This window comes from Nocardia sp. NPDC023852 (assembly GCF_040639505.1).
Lineage (GTDB): Bacteria > Actinomycetota > Actinomycetes > Mycobacteriales > Mycobacteriaceae > Nocardia.
The window spans coordinates 29,639-49,736 of sequence record NZ_JBFAAB010000010.1; the positions used below are offsets into that span (position 1 = coordinate 29,639).

Genomic DNA, 20,098 nt, shown 5'->3' on the forward strand with positions numbered 1-20,098 from the left:
TTCGGGGTGAGGGTGTAAAGCCGGGTCTACCGGGTACACCCTACGAGGGTTGAGTAAACAGCCTAGTTCCGTGCCGTGTCGCTCGGAGCGAATTGGTATCGCGCGCAACGTTATCCGATTGCCGCGGACGACTGGACCGAGGTCCTCATGTCGACAGGTTTCGCCAGACCCTCACACTTCATCGATGCCGCCCGCAGGTCGGGCCATCCCGCCGAGCGGCTGCAGATCTCGGTCACCGCGCCCAGCGACGTGGTCACGCTGTGCGCGGTCGCCGGTGAGGCCGACTATTACACCGCCGACGTGCTCCGGAGCCGATTGATCGGCTCGCTGAACTCAGCGGGTCCACTCGTCGTCGTCGATCTGTCCAAAGTGACGTTCTTCGGTGTCGCCGGGCTGCGCGTGTTGATCGATGCACGGACCAGGGCCGGCCACACCGGTCGCCGTTTGCGACTGGTCACTGGGCCACGCTGCGTGGATCGATTGCTCGAGGTCGCCGGTGAGGTCGCTTACTTCGAGCGCGTCACCAGCCTTGCCGACGCGGTGCTGGACGCGGCGTGAGGTCGCGTCGATCACTACGATCGAACCATGTTTGGTAACCGGCGTCTGGAGCGCAAGATCGACGCGCTGAACTTCAAACTCGATCTGATCATGCAGCACCTCGGTATCCGGGAACTGCCATCGGTCGAGCCCGTTCGGACCGCGGCAGCCGTGCCCAGCGGTGATGGCATGGGCCAGATCGACGCCCTTCTGGCGGAGGGCAAGAAGATTCAGGCCATCAAGCGGTACCGAGAACTGACCGGGTCTGGGTTGAAAGAAGCCAAGGAGGCGGTTGAGCGGCGATACCCTTACTGAGCCACTACTATTCGCGGGCGAAGCTGCTCGCCGTGGGTACGAAATCATGAACTGTGCCTCGGCACAGTGGGTTTCGCGAGATTATGTGAGCCGTTAGCGCTCCAGAACGGTTCGGTGCAGGGACACGAGCAGTCGCCAGGTCTGGGCCGCCACCTGTGTGGGGCGCCTCGATTTCGCCGTGCAGCTAGTCGGCGAGTATGTCCGTGAACGTCGCCGCCACCGCCGATGCGACGAGGTCCGCCGAAGGCGCGCCTGCCAGCGTGCGTTCTCTCCGACTGCGTTCGCGTAACTCGTGGCGCAGCAGCTCTCCGAGCGGGCCGCTGCCCCCGGGGCGGCAGCAGCGCCTGGTACAGCGCGGCGTGCGGTCCGATCCCGTCGAAGAACTCCGTCAACGCCGCCGGTGGATGCGCCGGCTCCGCTGTCCGCGCCTGGCGTGCAGAGCCACCACCGCGTCTCGGACAACGTCCGCGCAGGCATCCACCGCCAGTGTCTGCGCATCGGTGTAATGCAGGTAGAACGCCGATCGGCGCACACCGGCGCGCCGCACCACGGCGGCGACGCTGACCTGTTCGAGCGAACGCTCCCTGCATTCGGCGAGCAGCGCGGCCCGTAACTTCGCCCGAGTCCGCGCCGCCTGTGGATCACCATCACTCATCCGGCGGTCAGGACCGCGACGAACCCGAGGGCCGCGGGCAGTGCCTGCGCGATCAGAATCCGCCGATTCGCCGTGATAGCCCCGTAGATCCCCGCGATCAGCACGCATAGCAGGAAGAACACCGTCACCTGAAATCCGACCGGGTCGTCCGCTATCAGCCCCCACACCAGCCCGGCCGCCAGAAACCCGTTGTACAACCCCTGATTCGCCGCCAGCGGCTTAGTCGCCACCGCCATCTCCGCATCGAACCCTGACAGCTTTCGCCCCGGCGCCCGATCCCACAAAAACATTTCCAACACCATGAAGAAAGCCTGCAACACTGCCATCAACCCGACCAGCACACCCGCGACAACCGCCATCGACCGGCTCCTTCCGCCAGATTTTCTCAACAGCTGTCCATAGATTATGGACAGCTGTCAAGTAACTCGTTCCGGCTGGAGTGTCAGCGGCATGCTAGCGGTGCGAACCGTGGGCAAACTGGATGTCGGCGTCCGACGTCGTCCACTGCGGTGCGATGCCGACGGCGACCGGCCGGTCGCCGGAGTCGTCGACGATCGACTGGGGCTCTGGTAGCGGGTCGTGCGAATTCGGGTCGGGCAGGCTTCGGACCTGCTCGGTGGCGAAGGTGATGGCACGGCCGTAGCGGGCGCTGGCGGCATCGTGGATGAGCAGCGCGACGCCGATCATCACCGGCGCCACTCCGTGCATCGCGGCGTCGAACCACCGCCCGGCACTCATATACGGGTAGGTGTTCAGGGCGACCGTCAGGGCCAGCAGCGCGACTTCGGCGGCCGCGACCTGGCTGCTGTTGTCCAGCACGCCCCATTCGGTGACCTTGTTGGTGCCGATCATGATGATGATCAGCGACACGCTGATCATCGCCTCGAGCAGATAGCTGAACCAGTACAGCGGATCGTCCGGCCCGCCCGGCGCGATGTTGTGCTGGACGTTGACCGCCGACCACAGCATACCCGCGGCTACCACGCCGGCCAGTGCGCCGAGCGACCACGATCGGTGCCGGTACAGGGAGGCCAGCCTGGCGTGCGGGCTGGACTCGCGCCGCTGTGCGGCAATGGCTTTGCGTGCCAGTAGGAGATCCCTGATGTCAGCCTTCTCGATGGCCTCCGAGGTGTTCCGCGCGCGGTCGGACGCCTCGGCGGCGGCCTCGGCCTGTTTCCAGCGCTGCTCCCGGTTCTGGGTCCGGATCCGTTCGGCGAGTTCGCGTTCGGCGTTCAGTTCTTCCTCCGACAGCGCGCCGGTCAGCGCCGGATCGAACTGGTATGCGAGGCGGCCGCGGGCCTTCTCGACCCGCGTCGCCAGCCGCGCGACGTCGTCGTCGAGGGGATGTTCATCGAGCATGCGGCTCCAAACGGTTGGGCGGAGGGGAGTCGAGAGACCGTAGACGCCGACACGGACCTCGTTCATCGAACGCGCAACGATAACTCGCTGACGGGACGCGGACCGGCGGCGTCAACACCTCCTATTCTTAGTCCATTCCCGGCCGGAACGACAGCCCGGAGTGAGACCTGGAGCTGAAGTGCCAGGTCGGCCACCATGTTTCAGGCGCCCTCGTCCGGCCGCGGCCACTCACTTCCAGGGCACACGGCACGAATCCGTGCTGAAGCCCTGCGCGGTGATTCCGAGCGCGGAGTTGAACCGGGCGCGCGAATTCTCCAGCGCGATCTGGTAACTGAGCTCCACCACGCCCGCCCGGCCGAAACGTCGCTCGAGATCGGCGACCTGCTCGTCGGTGACGGCAGTCGGGGTCGCGGTCATCGCGTCGGCGTAGGCGATGGCGGCGCGCTCGTCGTCGGAGTACAGCGGCGACGTCGCATAGTCGGCGATGTGTTCGAGCCGCTCGACATCCAGCTCGCCGAGGCGCATGAGCATGGCGCCGAAGTCGACGCACCAGGAGCAGCCGAGCGTCCACGCGGTGCGGTAGACGGCGATCTCGCGGATGGCGGCGGGGAGGACGGTGCTGGCCTTCTCGGCCGCGACCTCGTGGACCGCGCCGGCGGCGAGCAGTTTCGGGTGGTTGGCGGTAACCGCGAACGGTTCGGGCACTTCGCGGTACCGGCGCTTGGCGAGCCGATACAGCAGCTTGGTCACTGGTCCGGCCTGCTGCGGGGTGACGGGGGCGATTCGGGTGGCACCCATGTCGATCTCCTTCGATCAGCGGATGTGGTTCCTACTTCTCGGACGAGAGACCGCGACGGAATGTGATGGGACCGCGGTGTGACCTGGCGCACCAGCGTCCCCACGGCGGGCTACTCGGGCTCGACCCGACCGGGGTGCCGACCGGGTCCACCACCACCGCGTCGGGCGCGTACAGCTTGACGATCTCCAGCCTAGCGGGCCATCACACCCGTGGTCGAGGCTCGATCTCGCCCGCCTCATCCAGCACCACGACGCGGACCCCGGTCGCGAGCAGTGCGGTCGGCGACAGTCCGAACAGGGTGCGGAAGGCGTCACTGAAATGGGAGGGACTGGCGAACCCTGCGTCGACGGACGCGCTGGTGAGGCTTGCTCCCTTGGCGATCGACCGGCCGGCGCCGAGCATTCTGGCCCAGAGTCGATACCGCCGGAACGAGGTCCCGGCCTGCGATGAGAACAGATGCAGGAATCGGGATTCCGACAGGTGTGCCGCAGCGGCCAACCGCTCGGCGGTGATTTCCCGGGCGGGATGCCCGAGGAGAGTGGCCATCGCCTCCCGGACGCGGTCGTCCATCGGCGGACGGGGTGCCGCGCCGACGAGATCCGCCAGTTCCCGAGGGTCGGGCCGGTCCCGGCCTGCGGCATCCGCGAGTCTGGTCTCGCTCCGGTGCGCAAATCCGAAATCGTTGTCCCACAGCGTCATTTGCTCGCGGCATGCACGCGCCCGACGTGATCCGGGATCGAGATAGCAGAACATCAAACGGCCGCCGTCCGCGACGACCCGATGCACCTTTCGCGGTGGGATCAGCGCGCTGCGCACCGTCCGCGCGCTTCTATCCGCCTCGAGCCTGAACGCAGTATCCACCCCGATCGCCAGGCAGTCCACCGCTGTCGAATGGGCATCGAGGCGCAGCGACGGTCCGCGATAGATGGCCTGTCCGGCCCACAACCACAAGGCTGCGGGCCGGTGCGCCTCCTGCGGAATGTTCATGCTCGCCATGCTGGCACGGACGAGGCGCGGCAAGTCGTTGTTCTGTTGTCGCGCCCGCACGTGGGACACGGTGACGATCGGTCAGCCGATCGCGCCCGATGTAGGGGATCGCCGTTGATCCTCCTGGTTCGCCGTTGAACCTTGATCCCGCGTTGGAGCCGCTGTTGATCCTGTCGTGAAAAACGTCGCCGGTGTTACCGCACCGCGGCAGCCTCTTCGGTGTAGTCGCCGTACCGCGGCGCACCCGCGTTGCGATATGTGCCGATGACGACGCCGCTACTGGTCACGCGGGAATCCGTGAGTAAGAGGCCGGTGGGTTGGACGTCGGCGGTGAACAGCCGTTTTCCGGTGCCGAGCAGCACCGGGAAGGTCAGCAGGTACAGGGTGTCGACCAGGCCGTTCGCCAGCAGACTGTGCGCCAGATTGCCGCTACCGTGCACCTGGAGTTCGCGGCCGGGACGCGCTTTCAGCGTGGCCACCTCGGTGACCAGGTCGCCGCGCAGCAGTTCGGTGCCTGCCCAGTGGGCGCGGGCCAGCGTCCTGGTCGCGACGTACTTGGGCAGCGCGTTGAGCTTCACGGCGACCGGGTTTGCCGGATCGGTGATGTTCGGCCAGTAGCCTGCGAAGATCTCATAGGTGCGCCGTCCGAGCAGGAACGCGTCGACCCGGCCGAACACCTCGTCCATGAACGCGCCGAAATCCGCGTCGCCGAACGGCACGGACCACCCGCCGTGGGTGAATCTGTCACTGGGATCTTCTTGCGGCCCACCGGGTGCTTGGTAGACACCGTCGAGGGTGACGAACTGGGTGAGAGACAGCTCCATGGCGTGCTGTTCCTTTCGTCTGGTCGGCCGCCGAATGTGGGCCGGTTACCTGTTCGGACGGTGTAGACCTGGAGAAGTCATCGCTATTTCCGCTGCTGCGGCCCCGGTGTGTCGACCTTGCGCGCTTGGTGGCGTGATGTTTACTCGGTCCGGTCAATCGGATGTTCGAGTGAGTGGAAGCGGAGGAGACATGGCACTGCCTACCATGACCGCAGAGCAGCGCACCGAGGCGTTGGCCAAGGCGGCTGCGGTCCGCAAGGCACGCTCCGAACTGATCGGCAAGGTGAAGGAGGGCAAGGTTTCGGTTGCCGACCTGCTGAAGAAGGCCGACTCCGACGAACTGGTCAAGAAGACCAAGGTCGCCGCCGTGATCAAGGCCCTGCCCGGCGTGGGCCCGGTGAAGGCGGCGAAGCTGATGGACCAGGCGGAGATCCCCGAGGACCGCCGCATCGGCGGCCTGGGCGCGCGCCAGCGGGCGGCGCTGCTCGAGGCGCTGCAGGACTGACGGGCGCGGCAAGGCAGCGCACCGGACCGGGGAACGAACGCTCACGTCGGCGGCACGCGGCGCGGGCGCTCGTTTCAGGAGTTCAGGAAGAACGCGGCGTCGTAGCGCAGCCACACCGGATAACGCCCGTGGTGACGACCACCGCCCACGGGCGTCCCGAAGGGGGTCTTCCGCACCGGCAGGACCGTCCGCGGTGTCGGTCAGCGGGACGTGCGCGGACCGCGGCGCGGGAAACGGACATCGATCGGACGCGGGGCCGACAGTGGAATATCGCCGCGCGGCGGAGCGAAGACGCAGACCAGTCCGCCGACAATGAGCAGGAATGCAGCGATCAGGCTGATCGTGTAGCCGGCGACGCTCAGCCCGTCGGGCCGGTGGAAGGTGTGGTAGACGAGGTGCGGGAGGCCGAAGGTCAGCCAACCGACGCCCGCGATCCGGGCGGCCGCGGTGCCGTCGACGACGAGAGCGGCGATCGTGACTGCGGTGAGCGCTGAGAAGAACGCCCCGACATCGGCCGCCAGATGATGGTTGTAGGGACCGTCGACCGCCACCCACTGCGCGCCGAACCCGGGAAAGCTGGTGTACCAGGAGTGCGGCGCCAGCGTGGCCCAGAGCCCGATGACCGCGCCTTGGACAGCCAGGACGACCAGGACGGTCCGTGTGATCAGCAAGCGGCGCCGATACCGCTCGAATCGCATGCGCACGCGCAGGCCCTCGCCGGTCCCCTGTACCGAGATCCGCATCGGTCGCTCCGTTCTCGCCGGCCGCAGTTCCGACTCCGTGCAGCCACGGTAAGGGGGACGATCCAGTACAGGCAATAGTGAGTCACGCCAACAGTGCGTCGGCTCCCGGTTCGGCATAGACCCGCTCGGGGCGGCTGTAGACGTTCATGGTGTCTCCGCGCAGGAAGCCGACCAGCGTGAGCCCGGCCTCGGCGGCCAGGTCGACCGCGAGCGAGCTCGGCGCCGACACCGCGCCGAGCATCGGGATACCCGCCATGACGGCCTTCTGCACCAGCTCGAACGATGCGCGCCCGCTGACGATGAGCACCAGATCATGTGCTGGAATACGGTTCTCGCGCAATGCCCAGCCGATCACCTTGTCCACCGCGTTGTGCCTGCCGATGTCTTCGCGTACCGCGAGTGCCGCGCCGTCGACGGTGAACAGGCCCGCGGCGTGTAGACCGCCGGTAGCGTCGAACACCGACTGTCGGCCGCGCAGCGTATCCGGCATGGCGGTCAGCACGCGGCTGTCCACCGCCGGACCGTCCGCGGGCAGCGGGAACCGGGTGCGGGTGCGCACCTCGTCCAGAGCGGTCTTGCCGCACAGGCCGCATGCGCCGGTGGTCAGGAACGCGCGGGTCGGGACGGGGGCCGGGATGCGCAGCGTGATGTCGAGAACGTTGTAGGTATTGCTGCCCTTGTCGTCGGTGCCCGCGCAATACCGCGCCGCCATGATCTCTCCTGCGGCGGCGATCACACCCTCACTCAGCAGGAATCCGTGCACCAGGTCGACGTCGTTGCCCGGGGTGCGCATGGTGACCATCAACGACTGGCCGTCGATGCGGATTTCGAGTGGTTCCTCGACGGCGAGGGTGTCGGGCCGTTGGATTTCGCCGGAGGGGGAGATCCGGCGCATGCGGCGGCGGGCGGTGACGCGGCTCATGGCCGCCCCTCGCTGCCGTTCGGCCCGGTCTCCCACCGAAATGCCGTGTCGAAGATCGGCTCGTTCATGCTGCGCTCGGTTCGAATCGGACGGTGATCGCTTTGGACACCGGCGTATTCGAGCGTGCCGCGACATGATCCAGCGGTACGAGCGGGTTGGTCTCGGGGTAGTACGCGGCGGCGTTGCCACGCGGGGTCGGGTAGGCGACGAGGCGAAATCCTTCGACGCGGCGCTCGGTGCCGTCGGTCCATTCGGAGACCACGTCCACCAGATCACCGTCGGCGAAACCGAATTCGGTGATGTCATCCGGGTGCACCAGTACCACCTTGCGGCCGCCGTGCACGCCGCGGTAGCGGTCGTCGAGGCCGTAGATGGTGGTGTTGTACTGGTCGTGGCTGCGCAGCGTTTGGAGGATGAGTCTGCCCTCGGGCACAGGTAGCCAGGTCAGTTCGTTGATCGCGAAATTGGCTTTGCCGGTGGCGGTCCGGAACTCGCGGTGGTCGCGGGGTGGATGCGGTAGTCGGAAACCGTTGCGTTGCCTGACCTTCGCGTTGTAATCCGCGCAGCCGGGTACGACCCGGGAGATCGCGTCGCGAATGGCGTCGTAATCGCGGGCGAACCGCGCCCATGGCACCGGATGGTCCGTGCCGAACAGGGCACGCGCGAGCTCGCAGACGATCGCGATCTCGCTGCGCAGTTCGTCGCCGACCGGCTTCAATCGTCCCGTGGAAAGGTGCACCATCGACATCGAATCCTCCACCGACACCTGCTGTTTCACGCCGTCGCGCAGGTCCTCGTCGGTGCGGCCGAGGGTCGGCAGGATCAGGGCGGTCCGTCCGTGCACCACATGGCTGCGGTTGAGCTTGGTGGAGACCTGCACCGTGAGCGCGCAGCCGCGCAGCGCGGCCTCGGTCACCGCGGTGTCCGGGGTGGCGGAGACGAAGTTGCCGCCCATGCCGAAGAACACCTTCGCGCGGCCCTCCCGCATGGCGCGGATGGCCTCGACGGTGTCGAAGCCGTGCGCACGCGGGCTCGTCATGCCGAACTCGCGGTCCAGTGCGTCGAGGAACTCCTCGGGCATCTTCTCCCAGATACCCATGGTGCGGTCGCCCTGGACGTTCGAATGGCCGCGCACGGGGCAGACGCCGGCGCCCGGTTTGCCGATCATCCCGCGCAGTAACAGCAGGTTGGTGGCCTCTTCGATGGTGGCGACGGCATGCGCCTGCTGGGTCAAGCCCATGGCCCAGCAAATGATGATGTTGTGCGACCGCGCGAACAGCTGGGCGGTGTGGTCGAGTTCATCTCTGCTCAGGCCGGTCGCTGTCAGCACGGTGGCGAAATCGACAGCCCGCACGTTCTTTTCGTATTCGCTGAATCCAGCGCAATGGGCGTCGACGAACTCCCGATCGACCACCGTTCCCGGCCCGCGATCCTCGGCTTCGAACAGCAGGCGCCCGAGCGCTTGGAACAGAGCCAGGTCGCCACCGAGGCGGATCTGCAGAAAGTCGTCGGCGATCGCGACGCCGCTGGCGACACCCTTGACCGTCTGCGGGTCGCGGAAGCCGAGCAACCCGGTCTCCGGCAGCGGGTTCACGGCGATGATCCGTGCGCCCTTCGTCTTCGCGCCTACCAGTGCGCTCAGCATGCGCGGATGGTTGGTGCCCGGGTTCTGGCCTGCGACGACGATCAGGTCCGCGGCGTCGAAGTCGTCGATCGAGACCGAGCCCTTGCCGATCCCGATCGAGCTCGACAGCGCGGCGCCGGAGGACTCGTGGCACATGTTCGAACAGTCCGGCAGGTTATTGGTGCCGAAGCAGCGCACCAGCAGCTGGTAGAGGAACGCGGTTTCGTTGCTGGTGCGGCCGGAGGTGTAGAACACGGCTTCGTCCGGACCGGCCAAGGCGTGCAATTGATCCGCGATCATGCGGTAGGCGTCGTCCCAGGCGATGGGGGAGTAGTGGGTGTCGCCGGGGCGCAGCACCATCGGGTGCGTCAGTCGGCCCTGCTGGCCGAGCCAGTACCCGGATTTGTCGCTCAGATCCTCGATCGAGTGCGTGGCGAAGAACTCCGGACCGACCGTGCGTAGTGTCGCCTCCTCGGCGACCGCTTTCGCGCCGTTCTCGCAGAACTCGGCGGGCCTGCGATGGCCGGTCGGCTCCGGCCAAGCGCAGCCGGGGCAGTCGAAGCCGTGCACCTGGTTGACCCGGGCGAGGGTGCGGGCAGTGCGAATCACACCCATCTCCTCGACCGAGCGCTTCAGTGCCACCGTCACGGCGGTGACGCCCGCGGCCTGCTCCTTGGGAGGAGTCACCGTCAGCTCGGACTCGTCGATATCCCGGATCGGCGCGTTTCGGTGCATGACGTCATTGTCCTCTCCGCACAGCCCGTGTCGGGTACCGGGACCGGCTACTCGCATGGTACGAGCGCCTGCGCTACCTACGTCGCCACCGTCGCGCCCGAGACGACTGCTCAGCCTCGCCGCCGCGCGTCCGCGATGTCGGCGACACCGGTGCAAGGGTCCTCGCCGCGATAGGTGAGGACGCGCTCGCTGATGCGGACGCGCCAACCGGGTAGGAGTTCGGTGGGGGCGGTGCCGATTCGGTTCCACTGGTCGGTGCCGGGAGCAGCGATGAAGGTGCCCGAGGTGGCGGCGGCATCACGCACGTAGACCTTGCCGCCGTCGACCGACACATAGGCGTGGACACGGGAGACGCGGCGGTCCCGCTGGATGACGATCGGAGCGGCGGTCGCCGCGCGGACCGACTCGTCAACCTGCGGACCGCGCCCGATGACGTAGGGACGGTCCAGCGGATACTCGGCGCCGTTCTCTGCGACCAGCGAGCCGGCCGCTGCGTCCCCGGCCATGACCGACCGACGAATGACGTGGGTTCCACCGTTGTTCTTGTGCAGCGCTACCGGCTCGGGGCGCGCCTGCGCCGCAGGTTGTACTCGAGACCAGGCGAGCGGACGGTCCGCGACGGGCCGGGGTGGGCGCGGCTTGGCCGGTGGGCGCGCCGATTCGGTCGGCGGGGCGGGAACCGGCGCGACGGCGTCGGAAGCGCCGGTCGGCTCGGGCATCGCATCGAACCCCGACGCGGCCGTCGGTTCGGGTTCTGGCTGCGAGCCGGCGGCGCGCTTCGGGGGCGACGTCCTCGCTGCGGACTCGGTGGCCTTCCCGGCCCGCCGCACCGCGGCGTGCAGGACGAAGCCGCCGCCGGGAACCACACCCGCGCGCAGATCGGTGCGCGGCCGCGGCGTCAGCGGTGTGCCGGTATCCGCGCCGATCGTGATGCGCCGGACCGGCTCGCGCACAATCTCGTCCACCCAGGTGAAAGCCCGTGCGCCGGCCAGGTGGCGGGTGCCTTCGGCGCCCTGGATCTCGGCGGTCACCGTTCCGCGCAACAGGATCAGCATTCCGTCCGTCGTCGGCGCGACGATACCGAAGGGCGGCGGCTGCGAGGTGCTGCCGAAGATCACCGCCGCCAGGCGCTTGGCTAGCGCCGCACCAGGGTGTTCCTCGTCGGCCACAGCCTCGATGATGCCGAGTATTCGATCTGTCGAGGCGGTCTCGCCACCCAGGTAGGCGACGATCGCACCGAAGCGGGCGACCAGCCCATCGCCTGGTGCGATACCCACGGTGGACGGATTTCTACGCACCCGCGCCCTCCTTCCCGGCGCAACTACCGGCATACCGAAGCCAGCATAGAGCGTCCACGCCGTCCGAACCCTGGCCTCGGCGCACGCCGCGGTGGGTCCGTATTTCGCACACGTTGCGGTCCAGTGGTCGAATTCCTCGCTGTCGTGCGTCTTCTCGCGATCGGGCTCGACCGCGGCGAGCTGGGCTTTGTGGTCTTCGACCCATCTGAACACAGTCCATGCGTGGTCATTCGCGACTGTGGCATCGGTCTCGGCAACGGATCTTGGCGTTCGGTCGGGCATCGTGCATGATACGAACGGCGTTCGTATCAAACGATGTTCGTCGCGGGCTATGCTCGGCTCATGAGTGAGTGGAGCGAGCGTACGCCGGGCACAATCGCTATTGCGGTGATGACGGCCAGCGAGGTGGAGCCCGGATGAGCGCAGCACCTGTCAGCCGTCGAGCCCGTCCGGCCAAAGCTCCGCTGAGCCGCGAAGTGATCATCGAGACCGGTCTGCGCATCTTGGACCGGGACGGCGCGGCGGCGCTCACGATGCGCCGCGTCGCGCAGGACTTGGATACCGGTGCGGCCTCGCTGTACGTCTACGTCGCCAACCGCGACGACCTGATGGGCGCAATGCTCGACCACGTGCTGGGCACCGTTCCCGAATCGGTCGGGGCGACCTGGCGCGATCGGCTCACCGCATTGGTCGAGTCCACGGTCGAGGCGATGAGCCGCCATGAGGGGTTGGCTCTCGTCGCGCTCGGTGCGATTCCGACCAGCCCGAACGCGCTGCGCCTAGTGGAAAGGATGCTGGTGCTCCTCGCCGAGGCGGGACTGGACGACCGCACAAGTTCCTGGGCGGTGGACCTGATCTACCTGCACATCACCGCGGCGGCCGCCGAGCAGAGCGCCCACAACACCAAGGACAGCACCGAGCAGGACTACATTGCCGCCGTCGAGCAGCACTTCGCCCAACTGCCCGCCGACCGATATCCGACGATTGTGGCCATGCACGACACGATGCTGGCAGGCGACGGAGACGCGCGCGCAGCGTGGGCGATGCGGGTACTGCTCAACGGCATTCTCGCGACGCCGGCCGAACCACAGTGATGATCGTCCGCTGACGTGAGGTCGGCCGCGTCGGTCCGGAAGGGAGTGGTCACCCACGTTTGCGGCGGAAGGCGTCGACACCGTTGCGCTGCACCATCGAGTATGCCGTTCGCCACCGAGAGCGCTGGGGCGCAGGCTCGGCGCCCGCCGCCATTCGGTGCAACTGATCGGTGTGCCACTGTAGATCCACCGCTCCGGCGAGCGACCGAACGGTGCGCGAGCGTGAGATCGGGCCCGTGCGTACCCGTGACACCCGGGCGCTGGGTAGCTGCTCCTCCCCGGCGAGTAGAGCTCGGCCGGCGTCCGGGAGCAGGCACACCGGTCGCCCGAGGCCGATGATGTCGCAGTCGCCCGTTTCCAAAGCCGCCACCATGGCCGCACGCGACCGAAATCCGCCGGTGACCGCGAGGGGGATGGCACCGGCGTTGGCGCGGACGGTGTGGGCATACTCCAGGAAGTAGGCCTCACGTTGCTGGGGGCTTCCGAGTCGGTCGGTGGGACGGCCCATCATCGCCAGCGACTCGAAGCTTCCGCCGCTGATCTCGAGCAGGTCGATCCGCTCGATCGCCAGCCGGGCCACGACATCGCTGGATTCGTCCTCGGTGAAGCCTCCGCGTTGAAAGTCGGCGGAGTTGAGTTTCACCGAGACCGCGAACTGCGGGCCTACGGTGGCACGGACCCGCCGCACGATCTCGAGCAGGAAGCGTGCCCGCCGGGCGGGGTCACCGCCCCAGTCGTCGTCGCGGTGATTCGCCAGAGGTGACAGGAACTGCGATACCAGGTACCCGTGTGCGGCGTGGATCTGGACCCCGTCGAAACCGGCCTTCTCGGCGATCCGCGCCGTTGTCGCGAACCGGTCGATGATGTCGTGGATATCGCGCTCGGTGAGTGCGGTGGGAACCCGGAATCCGGGTATGTCGGCAGCTATCGCCGACGGGGCAACCGGGGCTTGTCGATTGACAACCGGATTGGCTTGGCGACCGGGGTGGCAGAGCTGCATCCAGATCGGCGACCCGCCGGCATGCGCTGTCTCGGCCCATCGCGTCAGTGTGGCCAGGTCCCGTTCGTCGTCGATGACGATATTGCCCGGCTCGCCGAGTTGTGCTCGATCGATCATGACATTGCCGGTGAGCAGCAGGCCGAATCCGCCTTCGCTCCAACGACGGTAGAGCCGCAGGATCCGTTGGTCCGGACTTTGTCCCAGGTCGCCGAGAACCTCGCTCAGCGCGGCTTTCATCACCCGGTTGGGCAGTACCCGGCCACAGGGAAGCGACAAGGGATCGGACAAAATCATCAGCCACTTTAGCTGTCGGAGTCGGTGTTCGTCCTCCTCGAACCGGTGGCACCCGGTGCCCGTCGAGGATCGGATGCGATCGATCCGGAACACGGGCACACTGACGTCCTGAGATGAGGAGGAAGTCGTGTCCGCTCCTGCCATAGCCGGTGTCCCGGGTGGTCTACCATTGTTGGGGCACGCGTTGCAGTTTCGGAAAGATCCGCTGGGATTCTTCGGTTCCCTGCGTAAGCACGGGGATATCGTCCAGGTCAAGCTGGGGCCGCGGCGGGTGTATGTGATCAACTCCGCGACGCTGGCCCACGAGATGCTGGTCGACAAGCCGCGCAAGTTCGACAAGGGTGCGTCCATCGAGATCACCCGTGACCTGGTGGGTTACGGTCTGGCCAGCTCCGAGGGCGCGAGACATCGCAGCCACCGGCGACTGCTGCAGCCGGTGTTCCGCCGGGAACGAATCGTCGAGTACGCGCAGATCATGCGGGAGCAGATCGTCGAACAGACCGGAACGTGGAGCGAGGGGCAGATTCTCGATGTCCGGCAGGAGATGGCCGCGTTGAGTTTCGCGGTGGCCGCCAAGACATTGGTGCGCTCCGACCACGGCAAGGAGCTGGAGCAGGAGATGCGGCTGAACATGCCGCGCATTTTCGAACTGCTGTATCAGCGGATGATCGCGCCGCTACCTGTGTTGAACAAGCTGCCGTTGGCACGCAACCGGGAATACGCGTCGTACCTGGCCCGGCTGCATCCGATAATCGACAAGCTCATCGTCGATTACCGCGCCGACGGTAACAGCCGTAACGACCTGCTGGCTCTGCTGCTCGAGGCGCGGGATTCCGAAACCGCGGGCGGGCTGTCCGACGAGGAGATCCACGACCAGATCATCACCATCATGGTAGCCGGGTCTGAGACCAACTCGGCCACCCTGACCTGGGTGTTCTACCTGTTGAGCAAGCATCCGGAAGTGGAGCGGCGGCTCCACGAGGAGGTAGATCGGGTGCTCGGTGACAGGCCCGCGGACTATGCGGATGTCCCGAACCTTGTCTATACCGCGCAGGTGATCAGTGAGGCATTACGGTGCTACCCGCCCGCATGGATACTCACCCGGCGGGCCAACGAAGATCTCGAACTCGGCGGTCATGCGATCCCGAATGGATCGTCGGTCATGCTCTGTACGTATGCGGTGCAACGTGATCCGAGAATTTTCTCCGACCCCGACACATTCGATCCGGACCGGTGGTCTCCGCAGCGGGTCGGAGACATTCCGCAGAAAGCCATGTTGCACTTCGGTGCCGGTCCCCGGCGTTGCATCGGTGACGTGTTCGCGATAGTGGAGGCTACCCTGGCGGTGTCGACGATCGCTGCCCGCTGGCGGCTGCGCCCTGATCCGGCCGCGACGGCCTTGGAGACGGTTGTCGCAGCGACCCTGATCCCCCGCAGCCTGTTATTGACCGTGGAAAAGCGACATTGACCTGGGGTGGCATCCTGCCCGCGACGGCTTTCACCGCCGTTGCGAACGCGTCAACCGGCCTGCGTTGATCGCGGACGCACCGGTGTTCGTCCGAGCCGGATCCTCCCCATATTGGGAAACCATCCGGTCCGGATCGTCCATACACTCCTCCACAATGCATGGCCTCCACCGAAGGACTGGGGCCGGAGGTGGGCCGCCCCCGGAGTTCTCGGGTCGGCCCGATAGGAGAGGCACAGATGACTGCCGTAGAGAATGACACACAGGTGAGCGAGTTCGTGCGCGGCGACTCGGAACGGCTGGAAACGGATCTTCGGGTATTTCTCTCCGAACTGACGGTCTCGGCGTCGCAAGTGGCCGGCGCGGCCTACGGGCCGCGAGAACTGGACACCGCACTGCGGCACTCGTTTCACGACCCGATCACCGATGCGCTCGGCTCCAAGGTGGGACAGGAGGCCCTGCGACCAGCAGGCGGTCCCGGCTACCGGCCATCGATCGTGTACTGGGTCTTCCGCAACTACCGGGGTTTCGCGAGCACCGGCGAGGCGGCTGCCGACTTGGCGGTCATCCGCAGGGTGGCGGTCGCGGTCCGAATTCTGTTGAAGGCCGCGGTCGTTCTCGACGATATCGAGGACGGTAGTGCCGTGCGATACGGCGAGCCCGCACTGCATGCCACCCACGGGGTTCCGCTTGCCCTCAACACCGGAGCCTGGATGGTGCTCGCCGCGCTGCGCCACGTGGAAACACCCGCCGTCGTGAACTACCTCGTGCGAACCGTCGAGAACGGCTTCATCGGCCAGGCGATAGATATGTCCACCCGGCTGGCCGAGGTCCGGCGCGACATCGTCGCGGCTGAGGTGAACGATCGGGTGAAGTTCTGGGAGTCGGTCGCGACGCTGAAGACCTCGACGCTGTTCCGGATGCCACTGAACGCGGCCGCGACCGCGCTGCGGGTGCCGGAGGACGAACTGACGGTTCTCGACGACGCGATGCGGCAGCTGGGCTTGGCGAGCCAGATCTTCAACGACCTCACCGACTTCGTGCCCGAGTTCGGCGGTGCCAACACCTACGAGGATTTCGACGGTCTCACCAATCGGGTATGCCTCGAACTGCTCGGCGCCGAACCCGCACTCGGCACCGACATGGTCGGAGACCGATTGAAGACGTTCACGCTCGGTCACCCTTCGCTCCGCGAGACGATCATCGAACTCGCCGCACAGGCGGTCGACCTCAAGGAAGATGCCAAGAGCCGGATTCACCAACTGTGCCGATCGACGGACAGCGCAACGTATTTCGACATGACGATCGATCGCAAGGGTCACGTGATCGACCGGCTGTATGCCGCGGTTCGCGCATGATCATGCAGCGGCTTCGCGCCGAAACCCGGGCATGGCATGACGCGCTGGAAGCAACGCCCTTCAGTCTGGAACTTCTGAGCCGAACACTGTTACTCGGCCGATATGTGGGCCAGCTGAGGGCTTACCGCATCATCCTGGACGCCCTGGAGACTCGGCTGGCCGGCACGGACGACCCGATCGTGACCGCGGTGTGGCGTGCCGACCTCGCGAAAGTGCCTCTGCTGGACCAGGATCTGGCGTTCTTCGACACCGTGCCCGCCGATGACATCGCGGCCGCGGCAATCACCGTGGCGGACCGGTTCGCGGCGGTGATCTCCGACCGCATGACGAAAGCCCCCGTCTCGTTGCTGGGGTTCCTGTACGTCATGGAAGGTTCCACGATGGGCGGACTGGAGCTCACACCACATGTCCGGGCGACATTCGGACTGGTTGACGGTCGTGGGCTCACCTACTACAGCAGCGGTGACCGACAACGCTGGGCAGCCTTCGCCACGCGGATGGATGAAGCCGTTGTCGACGAACCTCTGCAGCAACTGGTGCTGGAGTCGGCGGACAAGGGCTACCGGGCGATAGCCGACACGCTCGGCGCACTGTCTCGTCCGGATCGCGAATCGACGCCTGGTGAGTGAGTAGCCTCGATCGATAAGGATCGCGAGGGGCTGACCCTCGAAGGAGGTGCCGCGTCGGGCCGGAATGGGCGCGTCCCGGTTCCTCGTCGGCTCGGGGTCAGTGTCGGCTCGGGGTCAGTGGGCGGAAACTCGCTGGCCCGGTCGCGACCGCCGGCGCACAATGGCCCGATGATCCGCCCAGCGACGACCCATGACCTTCCAGCGCTCCGGGACATCGAGCGCGCGGCCGGTGCGCCGTTTGCGGAGGTCGGCATGACAGCCGTGGCCGACGACGAGCCGCCGGCACTGGACATGCTGCGTGAATTCCAGCGGGCCGGGCGCGCCTGGGTCTGGGGCGACGACACCGACCACCCGATCGGCTACCTGATTGTGGGCGTGGTCGACGGCGTCGCCCACATCGACCAGGTCTCGGTGCGCCCCGATTACGCAGGGCAGCGGATCGGCAAGCGCCTCATCGACCAGGCCGTGCGGTGGGCCGAAACCGAGGCAATGGTGGCGATCACACTGACCACGTTCACCGAGGTCGCCTGGAACGGGCCGTATTACGAGCGACTCGGCTTCCGCTACCTGCTGGTGCACGAGGAGACGCCCGGCCTGCGGGCGCTGCGCGCGGCCGAACGCGCCCACGGCCTCGACCGATGGCCGCGCGCGTGCATGCGCGCGGAACTCGCCGCATGGTCGATGGACCGACCGGAGCGCGGGTGCGTCGAGAACGGCCTCTAGGAGATCGGCGCGAGCGCCGCCGCGGCGGCCGGGGCGGCGGCTGCCCGGTCCTCGGCGACCAGACCGATGCGGGTGCGCCGATCCAACAAATCATCGGCGTCCAGCGCGCCCTCGTGCGATACCGCGAACGCGAATTCGGCGCCGATCACATCCATGCCGGGTGCCACCGGTTCGGCAAGCGCGGGATCGCGGCGCGCCGCGGCCAGGACAGTGGCCGCCTCACTGCCGTAGCGTTCGATCAGCACCAGCGGGGCGCCGATGCGATCGCGCGCCGCTCCGGAGACCGCGCCGACCAGCGGAATTCGCCGAGTGCGGCACGGCCTCGCAGTGAGTCCGCCGTACGCGACCGCCGCGTCGACCGCGTCCTGCGCCATCCGCCGGTAGGTGGTGAGCTTGCCGCCGACAATCGTGACGACACCGGTGGGCGAGCGCAGCACCGCGTGCTTGCGGGAGATGTCGGCCGTGCTGTCGTCGGCGTTCTGGAGTAGCGGGCGCAGGCCCGCGTACGATCCGCGAATATCGCTGCGCGTCAACGGTTCTCGCAGCACCTGGTTGATGGTATCGAGCAGGAAGTCGATTTCGGCGTCGGTCGGCTCGGGCTCGTCGGGCACGGGCCCCGGCGCGTCCTCGTCGGTCAGGCCCAGGTAGACCCGGCCGTGCGCGGCAGGGAAGGCGAAGACGAACCGGCTGGTGCTGCCGGGCACCGGCACGGTCAGCGAGGCGTTGAGGCCACCGAAGGACGCGGCGGTGAACACCAGGTGGGTACCACGGCTCGGGCGCAACTCGATGCTCGGATCGACCTGGTCGGCCCATACGCCGGTGGCGTTCACCACGGTACGCGGCCGCAACTCGACGGTCTCCCCGGTCAGAGTGTCGCGCAGAGTCGCCGACTTTCCGGTCACGTCGAGGGCTTCCGCGCGGGTCAGCACCGTCGCACCCTGCGCCGCAGCGGTGCGCGCCAGGGCGACTACCAGGCGCGCGTCATCGACGAGCTGCCCGTCCCAGAACTGCAACCCGCCGCGCAACCCGTCGCGGCGCACGGTCGGCGCGAGCCGCAACGCCTCGGCGGCGGAGACGCGGCGTGATCGGGGCAGGATCGCGGCGGGCGTTCCCGCGCCGCGCCGCAGCACGTCACCGGCCAGGAAACCCGCGCGCACGAACGCGCTCTGCGCGGGGCCGAAACCGGGGATCAGCGGCACCAGCTGCGGTAACGGACGTACCAGATGCGGTGCCGTGGTGGCGATCAGGATGCCGCGTTCCACCGCGCTCTCGTGGGCGATGCCGACCCGGCCGCCGGCCAGGTAACGCAGACCGCCGTGGATGAGCTTGGAACTCCAGCGGCTGGTGCCGAAGGCCAGATCGTGGCGTTCCACCAGGACGGTCCGCAGTCCGCGAGCGGCGGCGTCGAGCGCGGTGCCCGCGCCGGTGGCGCCGCCGCCGATCACCAGGATGTCGATCTCGGCGCCGTCGCCGAGCCGCCGCAGATCTGCGGCGCGGCGGTCGGCGTTCAGCGCGGAGTCTCCGGTGCGCACCCAATTCGTGGTCATCGCAATGCCTTTCCGATCGAGTAGGGTGCCGCGGTGCTCATCGCGGCTGGTTCGGGCCGTCGCCCAGATAGCCGTCGATCGCGCGACGGAGTTCGGTGTCGAGGTCCTCGCCCGCGAGGATCGGCGCGACGGTGCCCGCCGACTGCACCGCGGATTGAGCGATCAGCAGCACCATGGTCGCCATCCTGTCCGGATCGCCCTCGCGGATGGAGCCGTCTTGCCTGCCCTCGCGGATGCCCGCGGCGAACAGCTCGATCAGCGCCCGCTGGTTGCGGCCGAGCCTGCCGAACACATAGGTGAGCATCAGATCGGTGTCGGTGCGGAAGATCTTGCCGAACAACGGATTCGACCGGATCTTCGCCGCGCCCGCGACCACGCCTTCGACCAGTCTGGCGCGCGCCGTGCCCGCGGACGGCATGGTTGACGCGACGATGCCACGTAGCTCGCGCACCAGCAGTTCGGCCACCAGTGAGCCGGTGTCCGGCCAGCGGCGGTAGACGGTGGGCCTGCTGACGCCCGCCCGGCGCGCCACCTCCGTGAGCGTGGTGCGGCGCACGCCGAACTCCTGCACGCAGGCGCGGGCCGCGTCGAGGATCGCGAGGTCGGTGGCGGAGAGTGTGTTCTCGGCGTCGTCGGTGGTCTCATCGGGAGCGGTCAAGGTGTCACCACTGGTAAATCGGTCCGC

The 20,098-nt window shown here is 67.4% G+C and carries 21 protein-coding genes; 8 read left to right on the forward strand and 13 right to left on the reverse strand.

Annotation, left to right across the window (positions count from 1 at the left end; translation table 11 throughout):
- Positions 1-75 precede the first annotated feature (75 nt).
- Positions 76-558, forward strand: a complete 483-nt coding sequence (locus AB0H00_RS15900; RefSeq protein WP_357266299.1) for an STAS domain-containing protein — start codon at positions 76-78, stop codon at positions 556-558.
- A gap of 27 nt (positions 559-585) precedes the next feature.
- Positions 586-852, forward strand: a complete 267-nt coding sequence (locus AB0H00_RS15905) for a ribosomal protein L7/L12 (protein WP_357266301.1) — start codon at positions 586-588, stop codon at positions 850-852.
- A gap of 388 nt (positions 853-1,240) precedes the next feature.
- On the opposite strand, the gene AB0H00_RS15910 is transcribed toward AB0H00_RS15905, so the two are convergent.
- The 6 genes from AB0H00_RS15910 to AB0H00_RS15935 form a co-directional block, all read right to left on the reverse strand.
- Positions 1,241-1,507 (reverse strand): TetR family transcriptional regulator, encoded by a 267-nt coding sequence (locus tag AB0H00_RS15910; RefSeq protein WP_357266302.1) that lies wholly within the window; start codon positions 1,505-1,507, stop codon positions 1,241-1,243.
- Positions 1,504-1,866, reverse strand: a complete 363-nt coding sequence (locus AB0H00_RS15915; protein WP_357266304.1) for a DUF1304 domain-containing protein — start codon at positions 1,864-1,866, stop codon at positions 1,504-1,506. The genes AB0H00_RS15910 and AB0H00_RS15915 overlap by 4 nt, the downstream gene beginning before the upstream one ends.
- Positions 1,867-1,960: 94 nt before the next feature.
- Positions 1,961-2,866, reverse strand: coding sequence for a hypothetical protein (locus AB0H00_RS15920; RefSeq protein ID WP_357266306.1), 906 nt, complete (start codon positions 2,864-2,866; stop codon positions 1,961-1,963).
- 228 nt (positions 2,867-3,094) lie between these two features.
- Positions 3,095-3,664, reverse strand: a complete 570-nt coding sequence (locus tag AB0H00_RS15925; protein ID WP_357266308.1) for a carboxymuconolactone decarboxylase family protein — start codon at positions 3,662-3,664, stop codon at positions 3,095-3,097.
- A gap of 202 nt (positions 3,665-3,866) precedes the next feature.
- Positions 3,867-4,652, reverse strand: a complete 786-nt coding sequence (locus tag AB0H00_RS15930) for an AraC family transcriptional regulator (protein ID WP_357266309.1) — start codon at positions 4,650-4,652, stop codon at positions 3,867-3,869.
- A 194-nt stretch (positions 4,653-4,846) separates the two neighbouring features.
- The gene (locus AB0H00_RS15935; protein ID WP_357266311.1) at positions 4,847-5,476 is read right to left on the reverse strand and encodes a dihydrofolate reductase family protein; all 630 of its coding nucleotides are present in this window, start codon (positions 5,474-5,476) and stop codon (positions 4,847-4,849) included.
- A 190-nt stretch (positions 5,477-5,666) separates the two neighbouring features.
- On the opposite strand from AB0H00_RS15935, the gene mihF reads away from it, so the two are divergent.
- Positions 5,667-5,981 carry an integration host factor, actinobacterial type gene (gene mihF, locus AB0H00_RS15940; RefSeq protein WP_357266312.1) on the forward strand — a complete coding sequence of 105 codons (315 nt, stop codon included), beginning with the start codon at positions 5,667-5,669 and terminating at the stop codon, positions 5,979-5,981.
- 200 nt (positions 5,982-6,181) lie between these two features.
- Here mihF and AB0H00_RS15945 read toward each other — a convergent pair whose 3' ends face one another.
- From AB0H00_RS15945 to AB0H00_RS15960, 4 genes are all read right to left on the reverse strand, one after another.
- Complete coding sequence (locus AB0H00_RS15945; protein WP_357266314.1) at positions 6,182-6,724, reverse strand: hypothetical protein; 543 nt, start codon at positions 6,722-6,724, stop codon at positions 6,182-6,184.
- A gap of 82 nt (positions 6,725-6,806) precedes the next feature.
- Entirely contained in the window at positions 6,807-7,646 is an 840-nt protein-coding gene (gene fdhD, locus AB0H00_RS15950; RefSeq protein ID WP_357266316.1) for a formate dehydrogenase accessory sulfurtransferase FdhD, read from the reverse strand.
- A gap of 64 nt (positions 7,647-7,710) precedes the next feature.
- On the reverse strand, positions 7,711-10,005 hold the full coding sequence (locus tag AB0H00_RS15955; protein WP_357266318.1) for an FdhF/YdeP family oxidoreductase: 2,295 nt from the start codon (positions 10,003-10,005) through the stop codon (positions 7,711-7,713).
- 110 nt (positions 10,006-10,115) lie between these two features.
- A complete protein-coding gene (locus AB0H00_RS15960; RefSeq protein WP_357266320.1) occupies positions 10,116-11,516 on the reverse strand; it encodes an FHA domain-containing protein in 1,401 nt (466 codons plus the stop codon).
- Between the two features lie 203 nt (positions 11,517-11,719).
- Here AB0H00_RS15960 and AB0H00_RS15965 point away from each other — a divergent pair, with 203 nt between their 5' ends.
- Positions 11,720-12,397 (forward strand): TetR/AcrR family transcriptional regulator, encoded by a 678-nt coding sequence (locus tag AB0H00_RS15965; protein WP_357266322.1) that lies wholly within the window; start codon positions 11,720-11,722, stop codon positions 12,395-12,397.
- A gap of 49 nt (positions 12,398-12,446) precedes the next feature.
- Here AB0H00_RS15965 and AB0H00_RS15970 read toward each other — a convergent pair whose 3' ends face one another.
- Complete coding sequence (locus AB0H00_RS15970) at positions 12,447-13,691, reverse strand: NADH:flavin oxidoreductase/NADH oxidase family protein (RefSeq protein WP_357266323.1); 1,245 nt, start codon at positions 13,689-13,691, stop codon at positions 12,447-12,449.
- A 127-nt stretch (positions 13,692-13,818) separates the two neighbouring features.
- Between AB0H00_RS15970 and AB0H00_RS15975 the strand changes: the two genes are divergently transcribed.
- From AB0H00_RS15975 to AB0H00_RS15990, 4 genes are all read left to right on the forward strand, one after another.
- Positions 13,819-15,159: a cytochrome P450 gene (locus AB0H00_RS15975; RefSeq protein WP_357266325.1), complete on the forward strand. Its 1,341-nt coding sequence runs from the start codon at positions 13,819-13,821 to the stop codon at positions 15,157-15,159.
- A gap of 236 nt (positions 15,160-15,395) precedes the next feature.
- A complete protein-coding gene (locus tag AB0H00_RS15980; RefSeq protein ID WP_357266327.1) occupies positions 15,396-16,514 on the forward strand; it encodes a polyprenyl synthetase family protein in 1,119 nt (372 codons plus the stop codon).
- The gene (locus AB0H00_RS15985) at positions 16,511-17,143 is read left to right on the forward strand and encodes a biliverdin-producing heme oxygenase (protein WP_357266329.1); all 633 of its coding nucleotides are present in this window, start codon (positions 16,511-16,513) and stop codon (positions 17,141-17,143) included. Before AB0H00_RS15980 ends, AB0H00_RS15985 begins: the two co-directional genes overlap by 4 nt.
- 168 nt (positions 17,144-17,311) lie before the next feature.
- Positions 17,312-17,866, forward strand: coding sequence for a GNAT family N-acetyltransferase (locus AB0H00_RS15990; protein WP_357266330.1), 555 nt, complete (start codon positions 17,312-17,314; stop codon positions 17,864-17,866).
- On the opposite strand, the gene AB0H00_RS15995 is transcribed toward AB0H00_RS15990, so the two are convergent.
- Complete coding sequence (locus AB0H00_RS15995; RefSeq protein ID WP_357266332.1) at positions 17,863-19,413, reverse strand: glycerol-3-phosphate dehydrogenase/oxidase; 1,551 nt, start codon at positions 19,411-19,413, stop codon at positions 17,863-17,865. The genes AB0H00_RS15990 and AB0H00_RS15995 overlap by 4 nt on opposite strands.
- 37 nt (positions 19,414-19,450) lie before the next feature.
- Positions 19,451-20,071, reverse strand: coding sequence for a TetR/AcrR family transcriptional regulator (locus AB0H00_RS16000; RefSeq protein WP_357266334.1), 621 nt, complete (start codon positions 20,069-20,071; stop codon positions 19,451-19,453).
- Positions 20,072-20,098: the final 27 nt, after the last annotated feature.